This is a genomic window from Pseudohalocynthiibacter sp. F2068 (assembly GCF_023015645.1).
GTDB lineage: Bacteria > Pseudomonadota > Alphaproteobacteria > Rhodobacterales > Rhodobacteraceae > Pseudohalocynthiibacter > Pseudohalocynthiibacter aestuariivivens.
Genome location: NZ_JALKAK010000021.1, coordinates 1 through 20,042 on the forward strand (window position 1 = coordinate 1; position 20,042 = coordinate 20,042).

General features: G+C 51.5%; 21 protein-coding genes and 1 pseudogene. 8 read left to right on the top strand and 14 right to left on the bottom strand.

Going from position 1 to position 20,042, the window contains the following annotated elements; genetic code table 11:
• Window positions 1-158, top strand: a pseudogene (gene glyA, locus MWU63_RS18280) (serine hydroxymethyltransferase); the annotation flags it as partial.
• 162 nt (window positions 159-320) lie between these two features.
• Here the strand turns inward: glyA and MWU63_RS18285 are convergent.
• From MWU63_RS18285 to MWU63_RS18295, 3 genes are read right to left on the bottom strand one after another with little or no spacing between them, the layout of a single operon-like run.
• Window positions 321-2,573, bottom strand: a complete 2,253-nt coding sequence (locus MWU63_RS18285; RefSeq protein ID WP_247079261.1) for a type IV secretory system conjugative DNA transfer family protein — start codon at window positions 2,571-2,573, stop codon at window positions 321-323.
• Between the two features lie 2 nt (window positions 2,574-2,575).
• A complete protein-coding gene (locus tag MWU63_RS18290; protein WP_247079263.1) occupies window positions 2,576-2,959 on the bottom strand; it encodes a hypothetical protein in 384 nt (127 codons plus the stop codon).
• 20 nt (window positions 2,960-2,979) lie between these two features.
• Window positions 2,980-3,882 (bottom strand): replication-relaxation family protein, encoded by a 903-nt coding sequence (locus MWU63_RS18295; protein ID WP_247079265.1) that lies wholly within the window; start codon window positions 3,880-3,882, stop codon window positions 2,980-2,982.
• Between the two features lie 834 nt (window positions 3,883-4,716).
• On the opposite strand from MWU63_RS18295, the gene MWU63_RS18300 reads away from it, so the two are divergent.
• Window positions 4,717-5,010 (top strand): type II toxin-antitoxin system Phd/YefM family antitoxin, encoded by a 294-nt coding sequence (locus MWU63_RS18300; RefSeq protein ID WP_247079267.1) that lies wholly within the window; start codon window positions 4,717-4,719, stop codon window positions 5,008-5,010.
• 11 nt (window positions 5,011-5,021) lie between these two features.
• Complete coding sequence (locus MWU63_RS18305; protein WP_247079269.1) at window positions 5,022-5,342, top strand: type II toxin-antitoxin system RelE/ParE family toxin; 321 nt, start codon at window positions 5,022-5,024, stop codon at window positions 5,340-5,342.
• A gap of 48 nt (window positions 5,343-5,390) precedes the next feature.
• On the opposite strand, the gene MWU63_RS18310 is transcribed toward MWU63_RS18305, so the two are convergent.
• A complete protein-coding gene (locus MWU63_RS18310; RefSeq protein WP_247079271.1) occupies window positions 5,391-6,578 on the bottom strand; it encodes a type IV secretion system DNA-binding domain-containing protein in 1,188 nt (395 codons plus the stop codon).
• A gap of 101 nt (window positions 6,579-6,679) precedes the next feature.
• Between MWU63_RS18310 and MWU63_RS18315 the strand changes: the two genes are divergently transcribed.
• Together MWU63_RS18315 and MWU63_RS18320 are read left to right on the top strand one after the other, a co-directional pair.
• Window positions 6,680-7,318: a DUF3768 domain-containing protein gene (locus tag MWU63_RS18315; RefSeq protein ID WP_247079273.1), complete on the top strand. Its 639-nt coding sequence runs from the start codon at window positions 6,680-6,682 to the stop codon at window positions 7,316-7,318.
• Between the two features lie 103 nt (window positions 7,319-7,421).
• The gene (locus MWU63_RS18320; RefSeq protein ID WP_247079275.1) at window positions 7,422-7,661 is read left to right on the top strand and encodes a hypothetical protein; all 240 of its coding nucleotides are present in this window, start codon (window positions 7,422-7,424) and stop codon (window positions 7,659-7,661) included.
• 163 nt (window positions 7,662-7,824) lie between these two features.
• Here the strand turns inward: MWU63_RS18320 and MWU63_RS18325 are convergent, their stop codons facing one another.
• A complete protein-coding gene (locus MWU63_RS18325; RefSeq protein ID WP_247079277.1) occupies window positions 7,825-9,336 on the bottom strand; it encodes a recombinase family protein in 1,512 nt (503 codons plus the stop codon).
• 610 nt (window positions 9,337-9,946) lie between these two features.
• Between MWU63_RS18325 and MWU63_RS18330 the strand changes: the two genes are divergently transcribed.
• The 3 genes from MWU63_RS18330 to MWU63_RS18340 all read left to right on the top strand — a co-directional run bounded on the left by MWU63_RS18330 (window position 9,947) and on the right by MWU63_RS18340 (window position 11,771).
• Complete coding sequence (locus MWU63_RS18330) at window positions 9,947-10,306, top strand: helix-turn-helix transcriptional regulator (protein ID WP_247079279.1); 360 nt, start codon at window positions 9,947-9,949, stop codon at window positions 10,304-10,306.
• On the top strand, window positions 10,296-10,754 hold the full coding sequence (locus MWU63_RS18335) for a hypothetical protein (protein WP_247079281.1): 459 nt from the start codon (window positions 10,296-10,298) through the stop codon (window positions 10,752-10,754). The genes MWU63_RS18330 and MWU63_RS18335 overlap by 11 nt, the downstream gene beginning before the upstream one ends.
• 210 nt (window positions 10,755-10,964) lie before the next feature.
• Window positions 10,965-11,771 (top strand): metallophosphoesterase, encoded by an 807-nt coding sequence (locus MWU63_RS18340; RefSeq protein ID WP_247079283.1) that lies wholly within the window; start codon window positions 10,965-10,967, stop codon window positions 11,769-11,771.
• A 6-nt stretch (window positions 11,772-11,777) separates the two neighbouring features.
• On the opposite strand, the gene MWU63_RS18345 is transcribed toward MWU63_RS18340, so the two are convergent.
• From MWU63_RS18345 to MWU63_RS18380, 9 genes are all read right to left on the bottom strand, one after another.
• The gene (locus MWU63_RS18345) at window positions 11,778-12,335 is read right to left on the bottom strand and encodes a sugar transferase (RefSeq protein ID WP_348646253.1); all 558 of its coding nucleotides are present in this window, start codon (window positions 12,333-12,335) and stop codon (window positions 11,778-11,780) included.
• Between the two features lie 270 nt (window positions 12,336-12,605).
• A complete protein-coding gene (locus MWU63_RS20415; RefSeq protein WP_281496601.1) occupies window positions 12,606-12,734 on the bottom strand; it encodes a hypothetical protein in 129 nt (42 codons plus the stop codon).
• 23 nt (window positions 12,735-12,757) lie between these two features.
• Window positions 12,758-13,972: a formate dehydrogenase subunit gamma gene (locus MWU63_RS18350; protein ID WP_247079287.1), complete on the bottom strand. Its 1,215-nt coding sequence runs from the start codon at window positions 13,970-13,972 to the stop codon at window positions 12,758-12,760.
• 90 nt (window positions 13,973-14,062) lie between these two features.
• A complete protein-coding gene (fdh3B, locus tag MWU63_RS18355; RefSeq protein WP_247079289.1) occupies window positions 14,063-14,680 on the bottom strand; it encodes a formate dehydrogenase FDH3 subunit beta in 618 nt (205 codons plus the stop codon).
• 14 nt (window positions 14,681-14,694) lie between these two features.
• Window positions 14,695-17,583 carry a formate dehydrogenase subunit alpha gene (locus tag MWU63_RS18360; protein WP_247079291.1) on the bottom strand — a complete coding sequence of 963 codons (2,889 nt, stop codon included), beginning with the start codon at window positions 17,581-17,583 and terminating at the stop codon, window positions 14,695-14,697.
• 110 nt (window positions 17,584-17,693) lie between these two features.
• The gene (locus tag MWU63_RS18365; RefSeq protein WP_247079299.1) at window positions 17,694-17,879 is read right to left on the bottom strand and encodes a twin-arginine translocation signal domain-containing protein; all 186 of its coding nucleotides are present in this window, start codon (window positions 17,877-17,879) and stop codon (window positions 17,694-17,696) included.
• A gap of 37 nt (window positions 17,880-17,916) precedes the next feature.
• A complete protein-coding gene (locus MWU63_RS18370; protein ID WP_247079301.1) occupies window positions 17,917-18,552 on the bottom strand; it encodes a molecular chaperone TorD family protein in 636 nt (211 codons plus the stop codon).
• Window positions 18,553-18,639: 87 nt separating this feature from the next.
• A complete protein-coding gene (locus MWU63_RS18375) occupies window positions 18,640-19,299 on the bottom strand; it encodes a DUF3306 domain-containing protein (RefSeq protein ID WP_247079303.1) in 660 nt (219 codons plus the stop codon).
• Complete coding sequence (locus MWU63_RS18380; RefSeq protein ID WP_247079305.1) at window positions 19,299-19,877, bottom strand: DUF3305 domain-containing protein; 579 nt, start codon at window positions 19,875-19,877, stop codon at window positions 19,299-19,301. Before MWU63_RS18380 ends, MWU63_RS18375 begins: the two co-directional genes overlap by 1 nt.
• Window positions 19,878-20,042 lie beyond the last annotated feature (165 nt).

The window sequence follows — 20,042 nt, forward strand, 5'->3', positions numbered from 1 at the left end:
TTGGCGAGGCCGAGTTCCGCCTGATCGCTGACTGGATTGTCGAGGTGGTCGACGGCCTTGCCGCCAACGGCGAAGACAACAACACAGCCGTTGAGGACGCCGTTAAAACAAAAGTCGTAGAACTTTGTGCGAAGTTTCCGATTTATCCTACGCTCTAGGGCCAAACAACGAGCAAGGATAAGAGAAAGGCGCCAGCTCCGGGCGCCTTTCTTCTTTTGAAGGTAGGGCGAGTTTCCCGCGGTTGCTAGTTTGGCAAATCGATCAGCTCGCTTTTGAAACAAAGCATTCCAAAAGGTCAACAAATAGTGTGCCGTTTCATCCTAAATATCTTCATAGTCACCAAGCTCAAACATCCCGGAACTGTTTTCACTCTGCGATGGTGTTTGTGCTTGCTTCGGAGAATCATTGCAACGCGATCGGCAATAGCGCTCTCGGACGCGATCTTTCAGGTCTTCGAATTGAGATCTGCCCATCTCATCCATCCGTTCAAGTGCGCCAAAACCCACATTTAAAGTTAGGGCTTCATCCAGATGGTTCCTCACGTAAGTGACAAACTCTGTGCCACCTTTATATTTTTTTGCAGCAAGAATTGTTGCGGCATCAGAACGAAGCTCGCCTGCATACCCACGAGCGTCGTCTTCGCTCACGCCACCCACCATTTTGATAGCGGTTGATGAAGCCAGTGTCGCGCGTGCCGCTGGAGACAGTTGTTGCCGGTTTTGGTGCGCCAGAGTTAACCCAATCCGATATTTTCGGGCCTGATTCAGGATTTCTTCAACTTTGTCGTCAATCACTTCGTGGGCTTCATCAATGTAAACATGGGTGTCGACGCGCTCTCGCGGCGAGAGTGCTGCCCGTCTTAACGCTGCTTGTGCCAGCATTGCCACCCAAAACCGGCCAAAGATCCGAGACCCGTCCGTCTTAAGATAATCTTTGGCTGTGTTGATCAGTATTACAGATCCGCGCTGCATCTCTTCAAAAAGATCGATCTTGTTAACAGGCGAGTTAAACATATTTGCAAGCGTTGTATTTGACAGCACACCCCAGAGGCGGCGTAGAAGTTGTTTCTTGGTGTCCTCAAATTCTTTGCTGAAATATTGCGTTCGATAGAACTCTTTCGCTGAGTAGTCGAGTTGATCAATGTAAGGCTGATACATTTCGCCATTCTCGATAACATTCCGCAGGGTCTCCAGCGTCGCTTCAGGAATTGCCAGCATGAGCCTCGCAATATAGCGAAACAGAACATCTTGTTTTTGTGTGAGCTCAGCATCAAGCAGCGCGCCGAAGAGATAGACATAAAGTTCGATCGTGCCGTTATAGACCATTTCCCGATCCGCTGGTCGCATACGGTTAAGTTCATCTGCCTTGAGATCAAACATATTGAGGGCGAGTGGGAAATCTATATCGGTTGGATCGATCAGGATGACACGATCCCGAAGCGGCCCGTCCGGAGCGCAAAACGCCCGACGCGCCACATTTCGGATTAGGTCCCCCTGCCCGTCCATCACGACAAGTGATTTAGGTATCGGTCCTTGTTTCGACCCAGCGGCCTGGTATTTTGCACCGAAGTAAATGTCACTCAGATCTTCCCGAATAAATCGCTGCAGAAGTTGAGTTTTACCATGTCCGGTGCCTCCCAGAACATGCATATGCTCAAATCGAACTTCCGCAGGTATACGATATGCAACACGACGCTGCAGGAGTTGCATAAACGGCCAACCTGCTAAATAAGCCTTGATTACATCTCTGCCGCTTCGCTTATCGTCAATCGGTTTTGGTGCTTTTTGTGGATTCGCAAGAATTTCATCAACGCGCTTTCCACTGACACGCGACAAACTGCTGAGCGATCTGTCTTGAAGCTTGGCAAGTGTTGGTGTCTCTTCATCCCTGAAGGGAAGGTAAAGTACGAGATCAACCAGCGCCTTTGGATCTTTGACGATATTTATGAGCTCTACAGTAAAATCATAGTCATTGGGTTCCTCGGCAAGCCCCTCAGGTAGTCGCTCAACTACATATCCGATGGAATTACAGACATACCAAAACACTTCATCAATGCCACGATCACCCGCTTTGTAGTTTTCCTGCAGCGCGAAAAGCTGAGCGCGCACCTTGTTTCGCTCGTCAATGCTGCGGGACAGGGCCTTAATATCGAGCTTAGGAATGGCCTCAAGCCCTGCAAGCTGCAGAACTTCTTCGCAGCCTTTTTCAATTGCGCCATACATGTACCCGGGAACTTCACCCGCCTCGTCTTCCAGAGTTTCGTTCACACGATCGATCGCAAGCTCTGCCAGTCGTTCTGCAGTTGGAATCTTAGTGACATTTTCGGCAAGATAACGCGTCGCTGAATGTAGCTCCCGCAACTCGGCCACATCGCGTTTTGCAATCGCCGCTGGAGAATTTTTAACGGCTTTAACCCAAGCCCACAGCCCCATCCCCAAAGCTATGATCGGAATTGCAAAAACTGCCGCAACAAACAATGCTGTAACTGCGCCCAATCCCAATAGAGCGATGACTATTAAGTTTATGACATCATCTTCTTGGGTTGAGACCAGCAGATACTTCTTCTTTGCCATCGTTAGAGCTCGATAACTTCGCGCCCGCCAAATGTCGCCGCGGTATCAAGTATGGCCTTTAGGTTTTGAGCTGCTTGAGTCACTTGTCCTTCGATGCTTTTCATCTCAACGATGTTGGTGCAGGCGATGGTTTTGCCATTTACGAGCTCTCGCACGTTTAATGTCTTGATCTGGTTCTTCATCGCAAGGCGTGAAGCAAGTCCCAACAGGCCCGAACCTGGGTCCAGAATTTCATGACTTTCGTAAAGCACATCATCAGCAAGCTTGTATTTATCGATCGCCCCACGTTCGGCCTCGCTGACCTCAGCGCGGAACGTTACCTGGAAAACCTGCTTTGAACTCAATATGCCCGCTGATTTTTGATTTCGTTCTAAGATCAATTTCATTTCGACCCTCGTTAATGTTTTCAATTAGATTTAATCAATGTGCTCCTTTCCTGGTTGCGCGCATCGCGACTAACCCAAATTGGATCAAAGAAACTATGCGCGGCCCTGTGTTGCGTGGCCAGCTTAAAGTAGGGGTGCAAACTGGAGTCGAGCCGCTCCGCCGTCCGGCGGGTATTTTCAATTCGTTCGTCTGATGTGGTCACAAACAACATCGTGAAGAATTTAAAATCGCCAAACGTCTGGTAAGCATCTGCAAACCTGCCACCGTGCAAATATCTCTCGTAGAGTGCAAATTTGTCGACAATACTGTAGCTTCCCTCCGCACCACTTGTAAGGCGTTCCGTCCCTCTGTCTGTTTCGACAAAAAACAGCGCACGACCACCGCTGATCTGGTTTTCGAGAATAAAGGCCGCATCGGGAACAATTCGAGTGCTGGAATTAAAGGGTTCTGCCACAAAATCGGATGTCTCTGGTTGCTGTGATGTCCCGCGGAACACGCGCCGATATTCATGAAAGGTCTTTACTACCCGGTATTTGGGAAACGCATTCAGTCCGGTTTCGACTGCCAAGAGCAAATCGATAGTCGCCATTCGGTGCGCCATAACAGGTGTCCAGCCAGTGCCGGTATGCGGACGCACATATCCACCAACATCGTCACCATTGAGACCACCAGCATCAATCATTACCTCGAACCCACCGCGTGTCAGATAGTAAAGCTTGGGTGCCTTCGCTCCGCCCCGTAATCCAACATTTCCGATTGAACCCAACAGTTTTTTTCGCTCGAACGTTCTCAACACGTCGCGGACATGCGATGACTTCAATCCACTCGCGCGTGCAAACTGATCAACAGACAAGAGTCTGTATCGCTGTATTGCTAACAGTCCGTTAAGAGTTGCCGGTGTAATAGTTGTCGTTTGAGACATCACCTAATTGCACCTCATTTCGACCCGTATTTCGAACATACCCTATAAGGTAAGAAAACACTTTAAGTAGCAATAGGTTATACCAACTTGATACGCGCGACATATTTTGCATTTATGCAAAATACTACGCCACCATGCGTGCAGCGCGGTTTTCCTCTTTTTCAATCGATAAAAGTGGCGTCATTTTACCATTATTTGTTCGCTCATGGGTTTGCTTTATTTCCAGCTATTTACGTTAAAATTATAATTTTTCGAATTTCCTTGAGAAACGCAGACACTTCGTATCGAGTGGGGGATAGAAACATCTCGATATAGGAGGGGCACAATGGGAGAGGGAGCTCGACTAATTCTCATCGCTTTCGTGATTGGTTTTTTTAGCATGTTTCTTCCAATCATCAGCATATCCGGTCTGATCATCGGAACGCCATTCATAGTCTGGGGGTTTTTTCCGTTTTGGTTTGGCGCAGGACAAGGTGCTGTTAAGGTGGCTGGTCGGGCCGCTGGAGTAAAAACTGACACAGGTAGATTTTGATGCACAAAGGGTTGCTTTTCATTCTTCTTGGTCTTTTTGGTGCACCAGTTGTTGTCACGGTTCTGGTTGGATTTTTAGGAGTCCCCAATCAGGGGTTCGTCAAAATTATTCCGTTTATTGGAGCGCTTTTGATATTTCTGGGGATTCTGATGTTGGTTCTTAGGATTGGAAAACCAAAACGTGGCCCAGGATCTGGCAAGTTGTAGTTGACGCGTTCGCCGGAAGTCGCTTGATGAGCTAGCGATTTGATTACGAAGTGGAGGACGATCCTGAGTTTGCACAATTTCCGGAGATTGTGTATAATGAGGGTTATTCGCTTTTTCGAGGAAACCATTCAAATGAAAACCATGACAGCTTCAGCAGCGAGCAAAGAGTTTGGCCATTACATTGACACAGTGCAGCGGGAACCCGTAATCATCACAAGACAAAATCGTCCTGTGGCTGTGACATTATCGATGCAAGACGCGAAGGAACTTTTCCAGTTCAGAGTTGAGGCTGGCATTGCAAAGGGACTCGTAGATGTTGAGGAAGAACGAGTTAACCGTTTAACCGTAGCATTCAGCAGCGATCTCAAAGCCCAGTTTCGCTCTCGCTGATTGCCTTATACATGCAGACCTACGTTACAAAAACGGCTCAGGAAAATCTTGGGGAGCTTTATGACTGGCATCGAGAATATAGTGAAAGCTACGCCGAGCAGTTCCATGATGAGATTGTGATGTATCTGCTGCGTACTCTGCCAGACAATCCAAAGATCGGCCATGTCTACAATGCAGCAAAGCGTCTTTATAGGTTGATCTACAAACGTCGTTACAATGTCTACTACACGATCAAAGGGGATTCGATTTACATCCTCTTCATCATTGATGGTCGGATGCTATTCAACTCTGAATTGGCGGGCCCAGACATCGAGCTACCAGATGAACCCTGAATTGGAAGGTATCTGGAACGCCGAAAACGCAAGGCGAAACCGAAATTGTCATTTGTATCCGCAATTAAACGGAAAATGCCCCCACGCGGTAAACGCCTTCGTGCGCTCCCCATCAACCATCAAGCGCACCACCATTCGGTAGTTTGGCATTGCGATCAGATCTCGTGGCTCAACCCCATCGAGATGCCGAGAGAGAATTGGCGCATCTTTTGGGCTGGTTCGAAACGCGATCAGCGAGCCGACATTACCAAGGATTGAGTCTAGCACAGCGCCTTCAATCTGGCCGAAGTACTGATTTGCGAGGGTAAGGGAGAGACCATACTTGCGCAGCTCGGATAGCATTTCGGCCATCGCGTCCGTGGTAAAGGAATGGAACTCATCCACGTAGAGAAAGAACGGGCGACGCTCAGCCTCAGAAAGAGTGTGCCGGCTGTAGGCTGCATGGGCCAGACCAGAGGCAATCATGCCGCCAAGCACGTTGGAGGTGTCACTCCCAAGTTGCCCTTTGGCGAGATTGATGATCAGGATTTGACCCTCATCCATGATCTTGCGCAGGCGCAATGGGACTTCTGGCTCACAAAGCGCGCGCCTGATTACCGGATGGGCTAAAAATGCCCCGAGCTTGTTGGCGATCGGTGCCACACCGTCGGCTGCGTTCTTGTAGTTCATGGCTGGAAACTCTTTTTGCCAAAACAGACATACCTGCTCATCTGTGACCTGCGTGAGAACCTCCCTGCGAAAACTGCTCTCCAGGAACATTCGCATGATGTCGCGTACATCTGTTTTTGGCTGCTCCAGAAGCGCGAGGATCGAATAGCGCAGAAGATGCTCCATTCGGGCGCCCCAGGCGTCGGCCCATTGTTTTTTCAGCGTGTCGATCAGCCCTGAGGCAAGCAACGGCCGGAACTTCTTGGAAACCCGTGTCATCGGATTGTAGCCATAGGGACAGGCAGGATCTGCTGTATTCCAGATGATGGTGTCTCGCGTGGGATAAGCATCGCTCTGCTCCGTGATCTGTTTTGCTAAATCACCATGTGGATCAATCAGGCAGAACCCATGGCCATGCTGCAAATCCTGTCGCATCAGGTTCGACAACAAGGTGGATTTTCCGGTTCCGGTCTGCCCCAGGATGTAGATATGCTGCGAACGATCTTTGAGGCGGATGCCAAAGCTGCGATTGCCATCGCGACTATAGGCAGTACCGATTGTAGCGACGCTGTTTTGATCCCAAGTCATGCCACAAGTCTGCGTGACGCTACGTACAAGTAATACACCACCCACCACCCCAATCTGACAGTTGCCGTTTCTGAACCTCAGGGGGACTATGGGGATAACCCGTGTCTGATACTCTGAGAGCAGATCAGATCTTTCGTCCCGGTATCGCCTTTCGAGGGGTGCGCCTGAAATCGGTTCAGGCGGCCACCCAACGAAAGGAGATATCTTTGGGACATATTGCAGATATTGAGATAGCAGATCTGGTAGGCGCCTATCCCACCTGCGGGCAATGCGGCACCGCAAACGTTGTGCGCGATGCCTGGGCCAGTTGGAGCCTGTTGACGCGGGACTGGAGCCTTAAGGCGGTGTTTGACAGCTTTGCGTGTGATGCATGCGGAGAGGAAACCACGCCTGTCTGGAAGATAGACAAAGCGTTCCGCCTCAAGCGCATTCAGCGCCTTAATGATGCCCTGAGACAGGGGCAAGGCGAGCATGCCAGTGTTGTGGTTACAGCAGGCCTGCAACACAGAGGTGAAGACTTCCTGGCCAAAACCCACCAAGCCGTCGCGGCGTTTGACTGCTTTAGTGGAGACAAGGATCCGCACGGGGAACATGATTTTGGCGCGCTCACCATCGAGGGCGAGAAGCTGTTCTGGAAGATCGACTATTTTGATCGCATGCTAACCGCGCATTCGCCGGACAAGGCCAATCCGCAGCTCACGCACCGGGTTCTGACCATCATGCTGGCGAGCGAGTACTAGTGGCGCGGCAAAAGCGCCCTCTCACGCAAGCCGACAAAGAGGATGTGTTTCGTATTGCAACACGGGCCCTGCCCAATGGTATGGTGAAGCACTCTCAAAGGGTATGACGGATGCCGAACTCACAGCGGCCCTTGAGCAGGTTCTCGGGATATTTGGTGGCAGCTGTGGGCCGGGACGCATGGATGTTGCGCATCAGGCTGCAGGTCTTAAGATCTGGGGTGGATGGCACTTTGTGAACCATCACATCGAGACCCCGCTCTTTCAAGAGGGCAAGACGATTGCTATGGCGCGGCACATCTATAGCATTGCAGATTCTGATGACGGGCAGATGGCGCTGCTCTAAGACGCTGGCTCGTCCCTTTGGGGCGGGCCTTTTTGTTCTTCTGAAGGCAGATCAGCCTCACCACCAACGTAGCGATCAAACATATCCATCAAAGCTCTGGCTTGGGTGTCTTTCCTTCGATCAGGCGGTCAAACATATCCATCATATTTCCTAGTTCGTTTGACTACTTTGGCGATATAATGAGCTCGTATAACCTATCTAGTTGCCGTTCCAGGGTCTCCGTACCGGTTCGATTTATGGGCTGACAATGTGCACCATTGGGGGCAGGCAGGCCGGATTGCATTGTTTCAAACCAAATCGACGGCTTAAGCGTTATGCTTTTGCCTGCGATGGTCCGGTTCGAGGTTGCGAGTTCCAGCATCAAACGTTTTTCGGATGGATTGAGCTGTTCGTAAAGCGCCACAAAGCTTTTTGCGAGTTCGAGGAATTTCCTGAGGTACCGCAAATTATCGCCAAAGGTGTTGGTTTGGTTTCTGTTTTGAGAGATGCTTTCCTGCACCAAAAGAAGCTCTTTTCTTTTTTTAAGGTAGATGTCTTTGTCAACCAGCCCATCAAGCAAGGCATCCGTCAAGCTCTCAAGTCTTGCTGCGATCTTACCACTTTGAAGCCGGAAGGATCGGTTCAAGTCAGATTGCGTTGGTTGCTTTCCTTGCCAATTCAGAAGTGCTTTGGAAAACCATTTATATTGCTCCGCACTCAGTTGCGCGTGCGCCAATTCCACACAAATTTCTTCGGTGATTGTCTCTTCACGCACGCCTTTGGTTGGGCAGTCACGGGTATGGCATCTATAGTAGACATTTCCTTTCTGACGCTCGGCAATCATGGCAAACCCGCAAGATCCACATTTGAACAACCCGCGATACAAGTGTTGGTGCCGGGTAAGTTTCTTTCCAAACTTTCCAGTTTTTAAATCCTGAACGGAGGCAAACAATGAGGTGGAAATGATTGGTTCGTGTTTGCCTGCATATGTCTCGCCTGACCGCTTTATGCGTATCACACCGCAATAAAAGGGGTTGGCGAGGATGGTTTCGATGCCGTGGCGCGACAAAGGATTGCCTGCGCGATTACGAAGCCCGAGCGCGTGCATCTTTTTGTGCAGCGTTCTGATGCTGTAAGTGCCCGTGTTATAAAGTTCAAAGGCCGCGCGAATGAGGGGTGCCCTGGCCGGGTCAAGTGTTTTGAGTTTGCCGCCACCCTGGTTCAGGTATCCAAGGGGCGCCATATAGGGGTAGAAGCCTTGCTTCAGGCGCCCTTTAAGGCCCTTGATCGCTTCTTCACGTAAATTGCGGATGTAGTCAGAGGCGATTACCGCCTGAATGTCTGCGGTAAGACGCCCGCCACGGGATTGGAAATCCAGACTCTCGGTGGCAAAGTGGATGGACACCCCCTTATCTGCCAACTCACCGATTTGCGCCCAATCCCGAAAGTTACGAGCGGAGCGATCGATCTTATGAACGATTAGCCCCTCCGCTTTGTGATTGAGCAGATCGCGGACAATCGCGTTGAAGATGGGTCGGCCGGATTTTGCCGCGGTTTCCTTCTCCTCAAACCAACGCGATATCGTCAGCCCGTGTTTGTCTGCATATCGAATAATCTCATCTCTTTGGGCTTCAAGCGAAACCCCCTCGCCCTGCTTGACGGTGGAGACGCGGGTGTATCCAAAACATGTGGTCATAGGGTATTTGTTTAAGTGTTGATAATAGTGCCATCGCAATTATCGTCGCCAGGATCACGTTCACCCTTGCTCTTCTCCTCAGGCCATGGCCAGGAGCCGTCGCGCTCCATACGCTCAAAGATGCGTTTGCAGAGCTCTATGAATTGTTCAAAGCGTTGTTCATCTGTCATGACCCAAGGCTAGCAGGACAGCGCACGACGCAAACACCGCCTCAGGTGCATTTACGGCAACCGCGATGGCTCGAAGGTCGCGATGTGGAGCGCATTGTCTGTGGCAACGGGCTCCGCTCGTTATTCTACCGAGTCTTTGCCAAAGAGTCATTTTTCTGGGGCGGCCCAAACATGCTTTGGGTGCGGTATGTGCGCCGCGTGACCTGTAGCATTCAGGTCGCCATCGACTAGGATTTCCCCTGTACCTCTTAACGCTCCAGATACACCACCCGCTCCGATCTCACGGTGTTCGGAATGGTTCCACCATTCCGAGACAAATCGAACACCACGGGAGATCGGAGCTGGGGAGGGGGATGTGAGCGGGTTGCCAAATCTGAATCTCAGCAGGGCTTTGCCGATTTTACGCGCTCCTGTAAACTGGGGATATATCAGCTTCACAAATGTTCTTTTCTATGATTCAGGAATTTACCCTCGACCTGAGGGCTGCCCGGAGAAACTCGGGCCTCAGACAGGTCGACTGTGCGCATCTCATGGGCGTACATAAAACCAAAATCTCAAACTTTGAGAACGGCCGGCAACGGCCAAGCATCAAAGATATCTGCCTTCTTTCGATGATCTATGGCCGCAGCTTTGAAAGCCTGTTTGCCGGGATCTTTGAGGAGGTACGTCAGGACCTCGCAGATAATCTCCCTAGCCTGCCGGAACCCACACCGCATTACGGGCGACGCCTAAATCGGGAGCGCACCCTCAGGAGCCTTGAGGGGCGATTAAAGGATAATCCCGAGGGCTATGACAGTTAAGCGACAAAGGCTGCTGGTAGTTGCAGTGGCTTATGGCAAGATTGCCTCTGTGTTTCTGATTGGTGGCGCGTTGAAGGACTGGCACTGCTCAAGAGCCGCAAGCCTGTCGCCCACCAAGGGGCGGTCCTTTATGCGCCTCTCAGCTGCCCGCTTTGAGCCAGATCTTGTGGTCACTGAAGATCCTTACGGGCCGACGAGAAAGGCCGGAAGATCGAAATCTGTTCTCTATGCGTTGGCGCAAGAGTTGGTTGATAGTGCGACACCTCATCTTCTTATCCAACGCGATCAGGGTTTTGCAAATAAATACGTCGAAGCGCAAGCGCTCGCCAAACGCTTTCCAACCATTGCACCCTGGCTGCCAAAAACGCCAAAGATTTGGGATTCAGAACCTGTGAACACGATCTACTTTGAAGCGCTCTCGATGGCGGTGAAGGTGCTGGATGAATAAATTTAGAGCATTCTTTCTACGGATAAATGTTCCAAACGCGGTTTCTTAGCATCAGATTAGAAGCTTCTCATCCGTAATATGTGATACGCCAAATCGACTGGCTTATTATGAGATTGCCGAAGAATTTATGCAGCGAATTTTGCGCCAGGGAAATCACTTCTGAAACTATTGTTAGAGCCTCAGATTTATCGTTTAGCTCTCATGTTTTAAGTGACAGCGTATCTTTCTTTCTACTATACCCAAAACATGTCTCTGCTTCGTCGCCTGTTTTCTACGCAAGCCAATGCTGCACCCGAAGCTTTCACAGCTCCTCTTGCTCCTGAGGAGCCGTTTTATGTTGTCGGGGACATACACGGTGGCGAGTATCTGTTGGCGCGCCTGCTGTCTAAGATCGAGCAGGACGAGCCAGACACAGCGCAAACGATTGTTTGCGTTGGCGATTACGTTGATCGCGGTGAAGCAAGCGCTGCTGTTTTACGCTGGTTGTTCACGCTGAGTACCGACCCTGAACTGACCTTGATCTGTCTCATGGGAAACCATGAAGACATGATGATCAAATTTATTGATGAGCCAGCGAAACGCGGGCCACGATGGCTGCGTTATGGTGGCTTGCAGACATTGGCAAGCATTGGCATTGGAGGTGTTTCCGAGAGCAGTAATGCAAATGCGCTTACGAAAGCGCGCGATGAACTGGTAGCAGCGTTGGGTGATGATTTGATTGACTGGTTGAAAAACTTGCCTTCGGTCTGGCAGAGCGGAAATGTTGCCGTTGTTCATGCCGGCGCTGACCCATCTGTTCCGATCGACAAGCAGGAAAGGCGGGATTTGATTTGGGGCCATCGTGATTTTCGCCATCTGATCCGGCGCGATGGGGTTTGGGTGGTGCATGGGCATACGATTGTTGAACATGCGAACGCTACAGATGGGCGAATTGCTGTAGATACTGGCGCATATGCCACCGGGCGTTTAACAGCGGCCCATATTAGTAGCCAAGGGGTGCGGTTCATCGAAACGTGACATAAATCAGCGACCCGTACACCGTAATACAACTGCTATCGTGCGCCACAGGATCAGCAAATCCAGAGATAGATTTTGGCGTCTCGAGTAAGCGACACCCAACTGAACCCGCTGAGTATAGTCCAACATGTTTCGTCCGGATACCTGCCACAGGCCTGTTAACCCCGGCTTACAGGACAGATAGGCCCAGGCATCACCGCGATACTCAGCCCGAAGTTCGTCACCTGGAACCGGGCGTGGTCCAACGAGGCTCATCTCTCCGCAGAAAACGGTCCAAAGCTGGGGTAGCTCATCAAGGCTTGTCCTGCGAAGGAAACCGCCCAACCGGGTAACGCGTGGGTCACTTTGCAACTTTCTTTTTGTTGTCCACTCATGCGCGGCTACCGGATTTTTCGATAGAAGATCAATTAGCGCTTCATCTGCGTTCATGTGCATCGTTCGAAACTTCCAAATTCGGAATAGCTTGCCGTTTTTTCCGACCCGATCCTGCCCGAAAAACAATGAGCCCTCCTGAAAGCTAGCTAACGTTGCGGTAAAAAAACTAAGACAAGCAGAGGCGAGAATACCAGAATCAGCACAATATCCAGCACACGCTTAAGCTTGGGCCAGAATAATGTTCCGTCAGATACGAAGTGATTTGCAACTGTTTGGCTTGGGCTACGCAACAAGAGATTCCCTTTCTCAGACATCAGAAAACTCTGATGGATAAAGGTTAATCTCGCGCTACTTCGGCCCCGTGAGAGTGACATTCCCAACGCGGTTCATCACGAAATTTTCATAAAATTTTTCTTCACAACCCATAACGCGGCTGAGTTGTACCGGTACTGCTATCCTTTAGTCAGCTAACCTTACCGAATTTGAACTTGTCGTATCCGCCGCGGAAAAGGGCAACATTCCAAGCCCAAAACTTGCACCGACTGCAATCACGACGATTGCGAAAAAAGCGATGAACATAGGTTTCATTGCGGCCTCCTTTTTCGCATAACTCACCCGCCCTCTGTTGTTGGTTTTGCGCTTTCCGGGGATTTTGCCAGCACCTCGTCGACCCATAGGTCATGGTGTTGGCGAGCCCATTCCAGGTCAACTTCGCCGCTGCCCATGGCGTCATATGCGCCTTCCATTCCGACAGAACCGATGTAGATATGCGCGAAGATGATAGCCATCATCATAAAGGCAAGAATCGAATGCCACAACTGCGACAACTGCATTTCTTCCTGCGGTGTCATCTCTGTCGGAAGTGCATCATAGCCGAATAGCCCTGGCAGTCCTGTTGCATTGATCCAGGAAAACGTCTTGGCAAACAGCGGAATTTCGAATGGGAACAACAGCGCCAGCCCAGAGATCGATATAGAGCTACCCAACAAAATTACTGACCAGAAAATGATCTTTTGACCCGCGTTGAATTTTTTTGACGAAGGGTGCGCGTGTTTGGAAAAGAGCCCCCCACCTTTTGCCAGCCACAAAAGATCAAGCCGGTTTGGGATATTATGTGCAACCCACATGATCAAAACCAAGACCAAGCCAAGCATAAAAGCCCAGGAGACATTGTTATGTATCCATTTGCTTGCCAGCGCGACGGTTGCAAACGTATCTTTGCCGAACAATGGGATGAAGGCCACACGCCCAAATAAAGAGACCAAGCCTGTTAGCCCGAGCAGAATAAATGATCCGGCAATCAACCAATGGCCAAACCGTTCAACCGGCTTGAACCGTTCGATCGTGACGCCGGATGGACCATCATCAATTCGAATTCGACCGCGCAGCACGTAAAACAGCGCCAAAAAACCAAGAATGCCAAGTAAGAGGTATCCGCCATAGGTTCGCATAGGACCGTCGCGAAAAGCGAGCCAGCGCATCCCGCCGTCCTGAATGAAAACGCCCGCTGCGGGTCCGTCATTTGAAGCGCGAACACTGGCTGAATTATATCGAATAGCACGATAGATATCAGGGTCCGAAGGTCCCCCGCGTGTCCCCAATGCGCTATTGATGTCAGGTATTGGGTTTTCTGTCCCGGTCGCATCACGGCGAAAAGCGTCGTCGATGGCTAAACCACGCTGGCGCTCCAGAATGTCTTGAAGGGTTTGCGCGCCGCCTGTCGTTTCCCGTTCTTGCGGAACAGCCCCAGTGTCATCCTGAGCAAAGGAAGGCGGGGCCACTAACAGGAGCAGCGTTACAAGAAGGAAAGGAATGGGTTTGAACATCACAGTCGACACTCCCGCAATTGCGTTAAGAATGGGTCCGGAAATCCACGACGGGCAGTAAACCGCCCGCCGTTCTCTGTTTTGCGGGTCTTATTCAGCTGCTTTTCGGTTGTAGGCCGTACCCCAACCCCATGCGCCTGACCCAAAACCACGGGCGACAACGCGTTCGCGATAGATATCGGAAACGTCGTCACCGTCGCCGGCGAGCAGAGCTTTGGTTGAACACATCTCAGCGCAGATCGGCAGTTTGCCTTCCGCAATACGGTTACGTCCATATTTTTGGAACTCAGCGGAAGAGTTGTCCTCCTCCGGTCCCCCTGCGCAGAAGGTGCATTTATCCATCTTGCCCCGAGATCCGAAGTTCCCGGCTTGTGGATATTGCGGTGCGCCAAACGGACAGGCGTAGAAACAGTAACCGCAGCCGATGCACAGATCTTTTGAGTGCAACACGATTCCGTCGTCGGTTTGATAAAAACAGTCAACCGGACAGACCGCCATGCAAGGCGCATCCGAGCAATGCATACAAGCGACAGAGATTGATCTCTCGCCGGGCTTGCCGTCACCAATGGTAATCACCCGTCGTCTGTTGATTCCCCAGGGCACCTCATGCTCGTTCTTGCAGGCCGTAACGCAGGCGTTGCATTCGATGCAACGTTCGGCATCACAAAGGAACTTTGCACGGGCTTGTCCTCCTAATGTAGTTGCCATGATCTATCCCTCCCTCATGCCGGCATGATTTTGCATAGCGTTGCCTTGGTCTCTTGCATCTGCGTGACCGAGTCGTAGCCATAGGTTTGAGCGGTATTGCTGGATTCCCCCAGAACGTAAGGATCTGCTCCTTCCGGGTATTTCGCCCTTCGATCTTCACCCTGGAAATGCCCACCAAAGTGGAACGGCATAAAGGCAACGCCTGCCCCGACACGTTCGGTGATCATCGCCTTGACGCGGACTTTGCCGCCCTCAGGTCCTTCGACCCAGACATCCTTTCCATCCCTGACACCAAGGTTGTTGGCGTCGCGCGGATTGATCTCGACAAACATGTCCTGCTGTAGTTCTGCAAGCCATGGGTTTGACCGGGATTCGTCACCGCCGCCCTCGTATTCGACCAGACGGCCAGAGGTAAGGATGATCGGGTAGTCCTTGGAAAAGTCGTTCTTTTGGATCGACGCGTATAGCGTTGGCAGCCGCCAGAATTTCTTGTCCTCATACGTTGGGTAATCGGCCACCAGATCGCGGCGCGGCGAATAAAGCGGCTCGCGGTGAGTTGGCACCGGATCGGGGAAGTTCCACACAACGGCGCGGGCCTTCGCATTCCCAAATGGTGCGCATTCATGGCTGATCGCCACCCGTTGGATGCCGCCCGAAAGGTCGGTTTTCCAATTGGTTTTTTCAGCAGCCACAGCATCAATTGCGGCACGTTCCTCATCGGTCAGATCACCATCCCAACCCAGATCCATCAGCATCTGCATGGTGAACTCAGGATAACCGTCCTGAATTTCGGATCCTTCAGAATAGACACCTTCTGCCAGGAGGTTCTGACCGTCTCGTTCCACGCCGAACCGGGCACGGAATGTCAGGCCACCTTTGGACACTGGTTTGGACATATCATAAAGGTTCGGTGTGCCGGGGTGGTTCATCTCTGCGGTGCCCCAACTTGGCCAGGGCAATCCGTAGTAGTCGCCATCCGCAGGGCCACCAACCGCCTGAAGCGTGGTTCTGTCGAACGTATGCTGATTGGCCATATGCATCTTCAGACGCTCTGGCGATTGACCTGTATAGCCAATTGTCCACATGCCACGGTTCAATTCGCGGAGGATATCCTCGACATTGGGCTCATCCCCATCCATCGCGATGTTGCGGAAAATCCGGTCGTCAAACCCGAATTTCTTGGCGAACATTGCAATAATGATGTGGTCTGGTTTGCTTTCGAACAACGGTGCAAACACCTGATCGCGCCATTGCAAAGACCTGTTAGATGCAGTGACAGAACCGCGCGTTTCAAACTGTGTGGACGCCGGAAGCAGGTAAACACCGTCCGTCCGGTCATGAAGAATGGCCGATACGGTTGGATAAGGATCAACAACAACCAGAAGGTCGAGTTTTTCCATCGCCTCTTTCATATCAGGACCGCGGGTTTGACTGTTTGGTGCGTGACCCCAAAGAACCATCGCGCGGGTATTGTCGGGCTGGTCGATGTTTTCCTTGGCTTCCAGAACACCATCAATCCAGCGACTGACCGGGATGCCTTTTTCGTTCATCAACGGTTTGTCTTTGCCTTCGCTGTCCTTCATCGTGGCAAAGCGGCCTTTCAGCCAGTCCAGGTCTTCTTCCCAGACGCGGGCCCAATGTGCCCATGATCCTGCTGACAGGCCATAGTAACCTGGCAGAGTGTCAGCAAGAACACCAAGGTCCGTTGCGCCCTGCACGTTGTCGTGACCACGGAAGATGTTTGTTCCGCCGCCCGATGTACCCATGTTGCCAAGGGCGAGCTGCAGAATACAATACGCACGGGTGTTGTTGTTACCGTTGGTATGTTGCGTTCCACCCATACACCAGATCACGGTGCCGGGGCGATTGTTGGCCAAAGTTCGTGCCACACGTTCTAGCTGTGAGCCGGGAACGCCGGTCACGCGTTCTGTTTCTTCGGGTGTCCAGTTTTTCACCTCATTACGAATTTCGTCCATGCCCCATGTGCGGGTGCGCATGAATTCACGATCTTCCCATTCGTTTTCAAAGATGTGCCACAGGAGACCCCAGATCAACGCAACATCCGTGCCGGGGCGCAACCGCACATATTCATCTGCGTGAGCAGCTGTGCGGGTGAAACGCGGGTCACACACGATGAGCGGCGCGTTGTTTTCCTCTTTCGCTTTCAGGATATGCAACAGGGACACCGGATGTGCCTCTGCCGGGTTGCCGCCGATCACGAAGATCGCACGCGAATTGTGGATGTCGTTGTAGCTGTTGGTCATGGCGCCGTAGCCCCATGTATTTGCAACACCAGCAACCGTCGTTGAGTGGCAGATACGCGCCTGATGGTCGACGTTATTCGTGCCCCAGTATCCGGCGAATTTGCGGAACAGATAAGCTTGCTCGTTTGAGTGTTTAGCCGATCCCAGCCAATAAACACTGTCCGGCCCACTTTCTTCGCGGATCGACAACATCTGATCGCCGATCTCGTTGATCGCCTCTTCCCAGCTGACGCGGGTCCATTCCCCACCAACCAGCTTCATAGGGTACTTCAGGCGGCGCTCACCATGGGCGTGCTCACGAACTGACGCCCCTTTGGCGCAATGCGCCCCAAGGTTAAACGGGCTATCCCAGCCGGGTTCTTGCCCGACCCAAACACCGTCGCTGACTTCGGCCAAAACCGTACAGCCAACGGAACAGTGCGTGCAGACACTTTTGATGACTTCTGTGTTGCTCATCGTTTCTTGCGCTTCCGCGCGGCGGACTGTTCCGCCTGTCGCGGTCAGCGCTGCAAGGCCACCAATTGCCAGGCCGGAACCACGCAGAAACCCGCGGCGGTCCACTTTGTGCGATGCAACATTAGAAAGAACAGACGATGACCGGGAGCCTTTCGCAATCCCTTGTGTCTTCTTTCTCAGCATTTTGCTTCCTCCCTAAGAGCCTTGAGGCTCATTCTAATTCGCCGACGCGGGGTTTGGGGTCAGGGCCGAACGCAACCGTCGTCCAAACAAAAATGCGCCGAACGGCGCATTCAAAACCTTGCGGTCTCCAGATATTTTTTGACGTGCTCAGTCTTGCGTAGTCCGCTGCCAGCTTCGACCTCTTCCGCTTCGGCATCGGTGCCTGAAATCGCCAATGCAGCCGCTGCCGCTGGCGCTCCGGTCCCGGCCAGCTTTAGAAAATCCCGCCGGCTTGGGGCTGTTTTTTCTTTTTTCATAACGTCTTTCCTCCTCCATCACGCGAATGAAATTCGCTTATTCATCAAGTCTGAATGCCTCGCTTTCGATCTGCATAAAGGCTCGCCCGATTGTCCCAACCGGAGCATAGAACACAGAGTTCTTTGCTGCCTCGAGGTCGCTGAAAAAATGACCCGCCCAAGGGCCGATATGTATACGGAAAAAATCGCGCTGCTCTTGCAGGCTGACAGGGCGCAGGAAGCTGCCCTGGATCAATCCAGCCATCATTTCACAAAGCGATGCAATGTTGTCTTCTGGCTCAAAGACATCTTCAGCGCGTGATATTCCAAAGGCACGCATATCCTGCCGCAACCGGGCAAGCGGTTTTTCGTTCAGAAAACCGGTCATGTAAAAACTGGCGTATGGTAAAAGTTCGCCACGGCCAAGCCCAATGAACAGTGCGTTGAATTCTTTTTCGCACGCTTTTGGAGAAATTTTTCCAGCCAATTTTGCAAGCGTCTTTACACCAGAACCAATATCCGTGCTTTCGCCGGTGAATTCTTGCAGCTTGGTCAGCACGTCCGGTCCAGGTGGCTTGGCTAAAAGTAGAGCCAGTAAACTATAAAGATCAGCGCGAAGACGATCTTCTGTTTCGATACTTATTGCGCCCCCAGAATCGGCCGATGCCGAGTCTATTTGGTCTTGCGGTTCCATATGCCGAGTACCCTAGCGCGCAAACATGGGTTTTGGCAAAACAATTTTTAAGATATCCACAGGCTAAAAATCAACGATTACAGGATATTAAGAATCACCGATGGTAAACTGCATACGGCGGCGTACAAATGTCTGTGATATTTCGGTATTTTCGTCCGGTATTGTGACTTCATCTTCGGACAAGTCTGGTGTCGAATAACTGGGTTCCTCTCGGCCAGGGTCAGTCTGTGGATACGCATCAGTTTTTTCTGCCATTGTCATTTCGGTATCCGGATTGCCTTGAACCTCAATCTCACCGTCGTGTGTTTCTTCTTGAACAGCGCTTTCTTCGTCTTCAGCTTCCGAAGGTTTCACACGCGGGACGAAGCCTTCACCAACCACGTAGCTTGTTACCAGATTGACTGCATCTGTCGCAGCGTTGGTGAAATCTTCTTCATAGTCATTCAGCCCGTCGAGATTGGCCAGAACCGGGTTGCTTGTCCAAAGGCGCCGCATTGCGCGGCGTTTAATTTTTTGTGGAACCGATTTGTCTAGAAACTGTTTGAAATCGTCCCCAAGCGACAATGTATCAGGGTCTGGCAATCCTAGCTTCTGAAGCGCTTCGGCTTCTGGCATCGCTTCAAGATTTTCGAGTGCCTCAACCTTTGTTTGGTCAGGCTCCTTGATGGGCTCTGGGGTTTCGTTTCGTGCTGCTTCTTTGCGACGGGCCCAGCGACCAACAAACCCGTCTTCACTATCTTTGCCCATCAGTTTGTCCAGCGTTTCTTGAGCGAAGCTGGTGCGCGGTAGACATCCGCCTCTTGCGCGACACGCGGATCGCCTACGCCGTCTTCCTTCAGGTCGATCCTCTTTTTGTCACGGCGACGTTTGACAAAGGCCTCTTCCTCGTAGTGTTCCCTGATAAATTCGTCGATCCATGCAGCTAGCACGGGTGGCATTGGGACGCTCTCGACCAAAGATTCACCGCTATCCAGAAAATCCTGTGCTTCGTATGCAGAGGCGGTAACTTTGGTTACCCTGTAACCTCCGCCAATTTCATTCTCGTCGTCCCTGTCCAAAATTACAAAAACAGAAGATGGCGTCATGTTCAGGCTTACAAGATACGCCTCGACCTCGGCACGGTGCAATTCCACGGGCACGGTCGCGGCGTGATACTCAACCGCCTCACCTTCGCGCCGAAGCTCTTTCCAGTCTGCGGGTTCTGCGCCTGGCAGGACAGCGACCGGCACCGTATGCCATTTCACCCATTTGGTGACACCAGGTGTACGTCGGATCACGACGCCAACTGACATCGAGGCTGTCCAGTTTTTTGTGCGCTCCGTCATCTTTTTAATTTCCCAGCGTTGGCAGGCATATTTGTATAAAATTTGCTCATAGGTAAAATCCTAACCCGAAAACACTGAAAGAGAACAATCAAATTTGAAAATGGGGCAGCTTGACAGGCGCGCGCCAATTTGCGCCTCTGTAGGTCACTTCATCTGGGGGACCGC

Coding starts and splice junctions, on each gene's coding strand:
- MWU63_RS18380 (WP_247079305.1), bottom strand. CDS start 19,877: ATGACGGAGCGCACAAAAAACTGGACAGCCTCGATGTCAGTTGGCGTC.
- MWU63_RS18350 (WP_247079287.1), bottom strand. CDS start 13,972: ATGTTCAAACCCATTCCTTTCCTTCTTGTAACGCTGCTCCTGTTAGTG.
- MWU63_RS18305 (WP_247079269.1), top strand. CDS start 5,022: ATGCAGACCTACGTTACAAAAACGGCTCAGGAAAATCTTGGGGAGCTT.
- MWU63_RS18360 (WP_247079291.1), bottom strand. CDS start 17,583: ATGCTGAGAAAGAAGACACAAGGGATTGCGAAAGGCTCCCGGTCATCG.
- MWU63_RS18370 (WP_247079301.1), bottom strand. CDS start 18,552: ATGGAACCGCAAGACCAAATAGACTCGGCATCGGCCGATTCTGGGGGC.
- MWU63_RS18330 (WP_247079279.1), top strand. CDS start 9,947: ATGTTCTTTTCTATGATTCAGGAATTTACCCTCGACCTGAGGGCTGCC.
- MWU63_RS18290 (WP_247079263.1), bottom strand. CDS start 2,959: ATGAAATTGATCTTAGAACGAAATCAAAAATCAGCGGGCATATTGAGT.
- MWU63_RS18320 (WP_247079275.1), top strand. CDS start 7,422: ATGACGGATGCCGAACTCACAGCGGCCCTTGAGCAGGTTCTCGGGATA.
- MWU63_RS18325 (WP_247079277.1), bottom strand. CDS start 9,336: ATGACCACATGTTTTGGATACACCCGCGTCTCCACCGTCAAGCAGGGC.
- MWU63_RS20415 (WP_281496601.1), bottom strand. CDS start 12,734: ATGAAACCTATGTTCATCGCTTTTTTCGCAATCGTCGTGATTGCAGTC.
- fdh3B (WP_247079289.1), bottom strand. CDS start 14,680: ATGGCAACTACATTAGGAGGACAAGCCCGTGCAAAGTTCCTTTGTGAT.
- MWU63_RS18375 (WP_247079303.1), bottom strand. CDS start 19,299: ATGGGCAAAGATAGTGAAGACGGGTTTGTTGGTCGCTGGGCCCGTCGC.
- MWU63_RS18300 (WP_247079267.1), top strand. CDS start 4,717: ATGAGGGTTATTCGCTTTTTCGAGGAAACCATTCAAATGAAAACCATG.
- MWU63_RS18310 (WP_247079271.1), bottom strand. CDS start 6,578: ATGACTTGGGATCAAAACAGCGTCGCTACAATCGGTACTGCCTATAGT.
- MWU63_RS18365 (WP_247079299.1), bottom strand. CDS start 17,879: ATGAAAAAAGAAAAAACAGCCCCAAGCCGGCGGGATTTTCTAAAGCTG.
- MWU63_RS18285 (WP_247079261.1), bottom strand. CDS start 2,573: ATGGCAAAGAAGAAGTATCTGCTGGTCTCAACCCAAGAAGATGATGTC.
- MWU63_RS18335 (WP_247079281.1), top strand. CDS start 10,296: ATGACAGTTAAGCGACAAAGGCTGCTGGTAGTTGCAGTGGCTTATGGC.
- MWU63_RS18295 (WP_247079265.1), bottom strand. CDS start 3,882: ATGTCTCAAACGACAACTATTACACCGGCAACTCTTAACGGACTGTTA.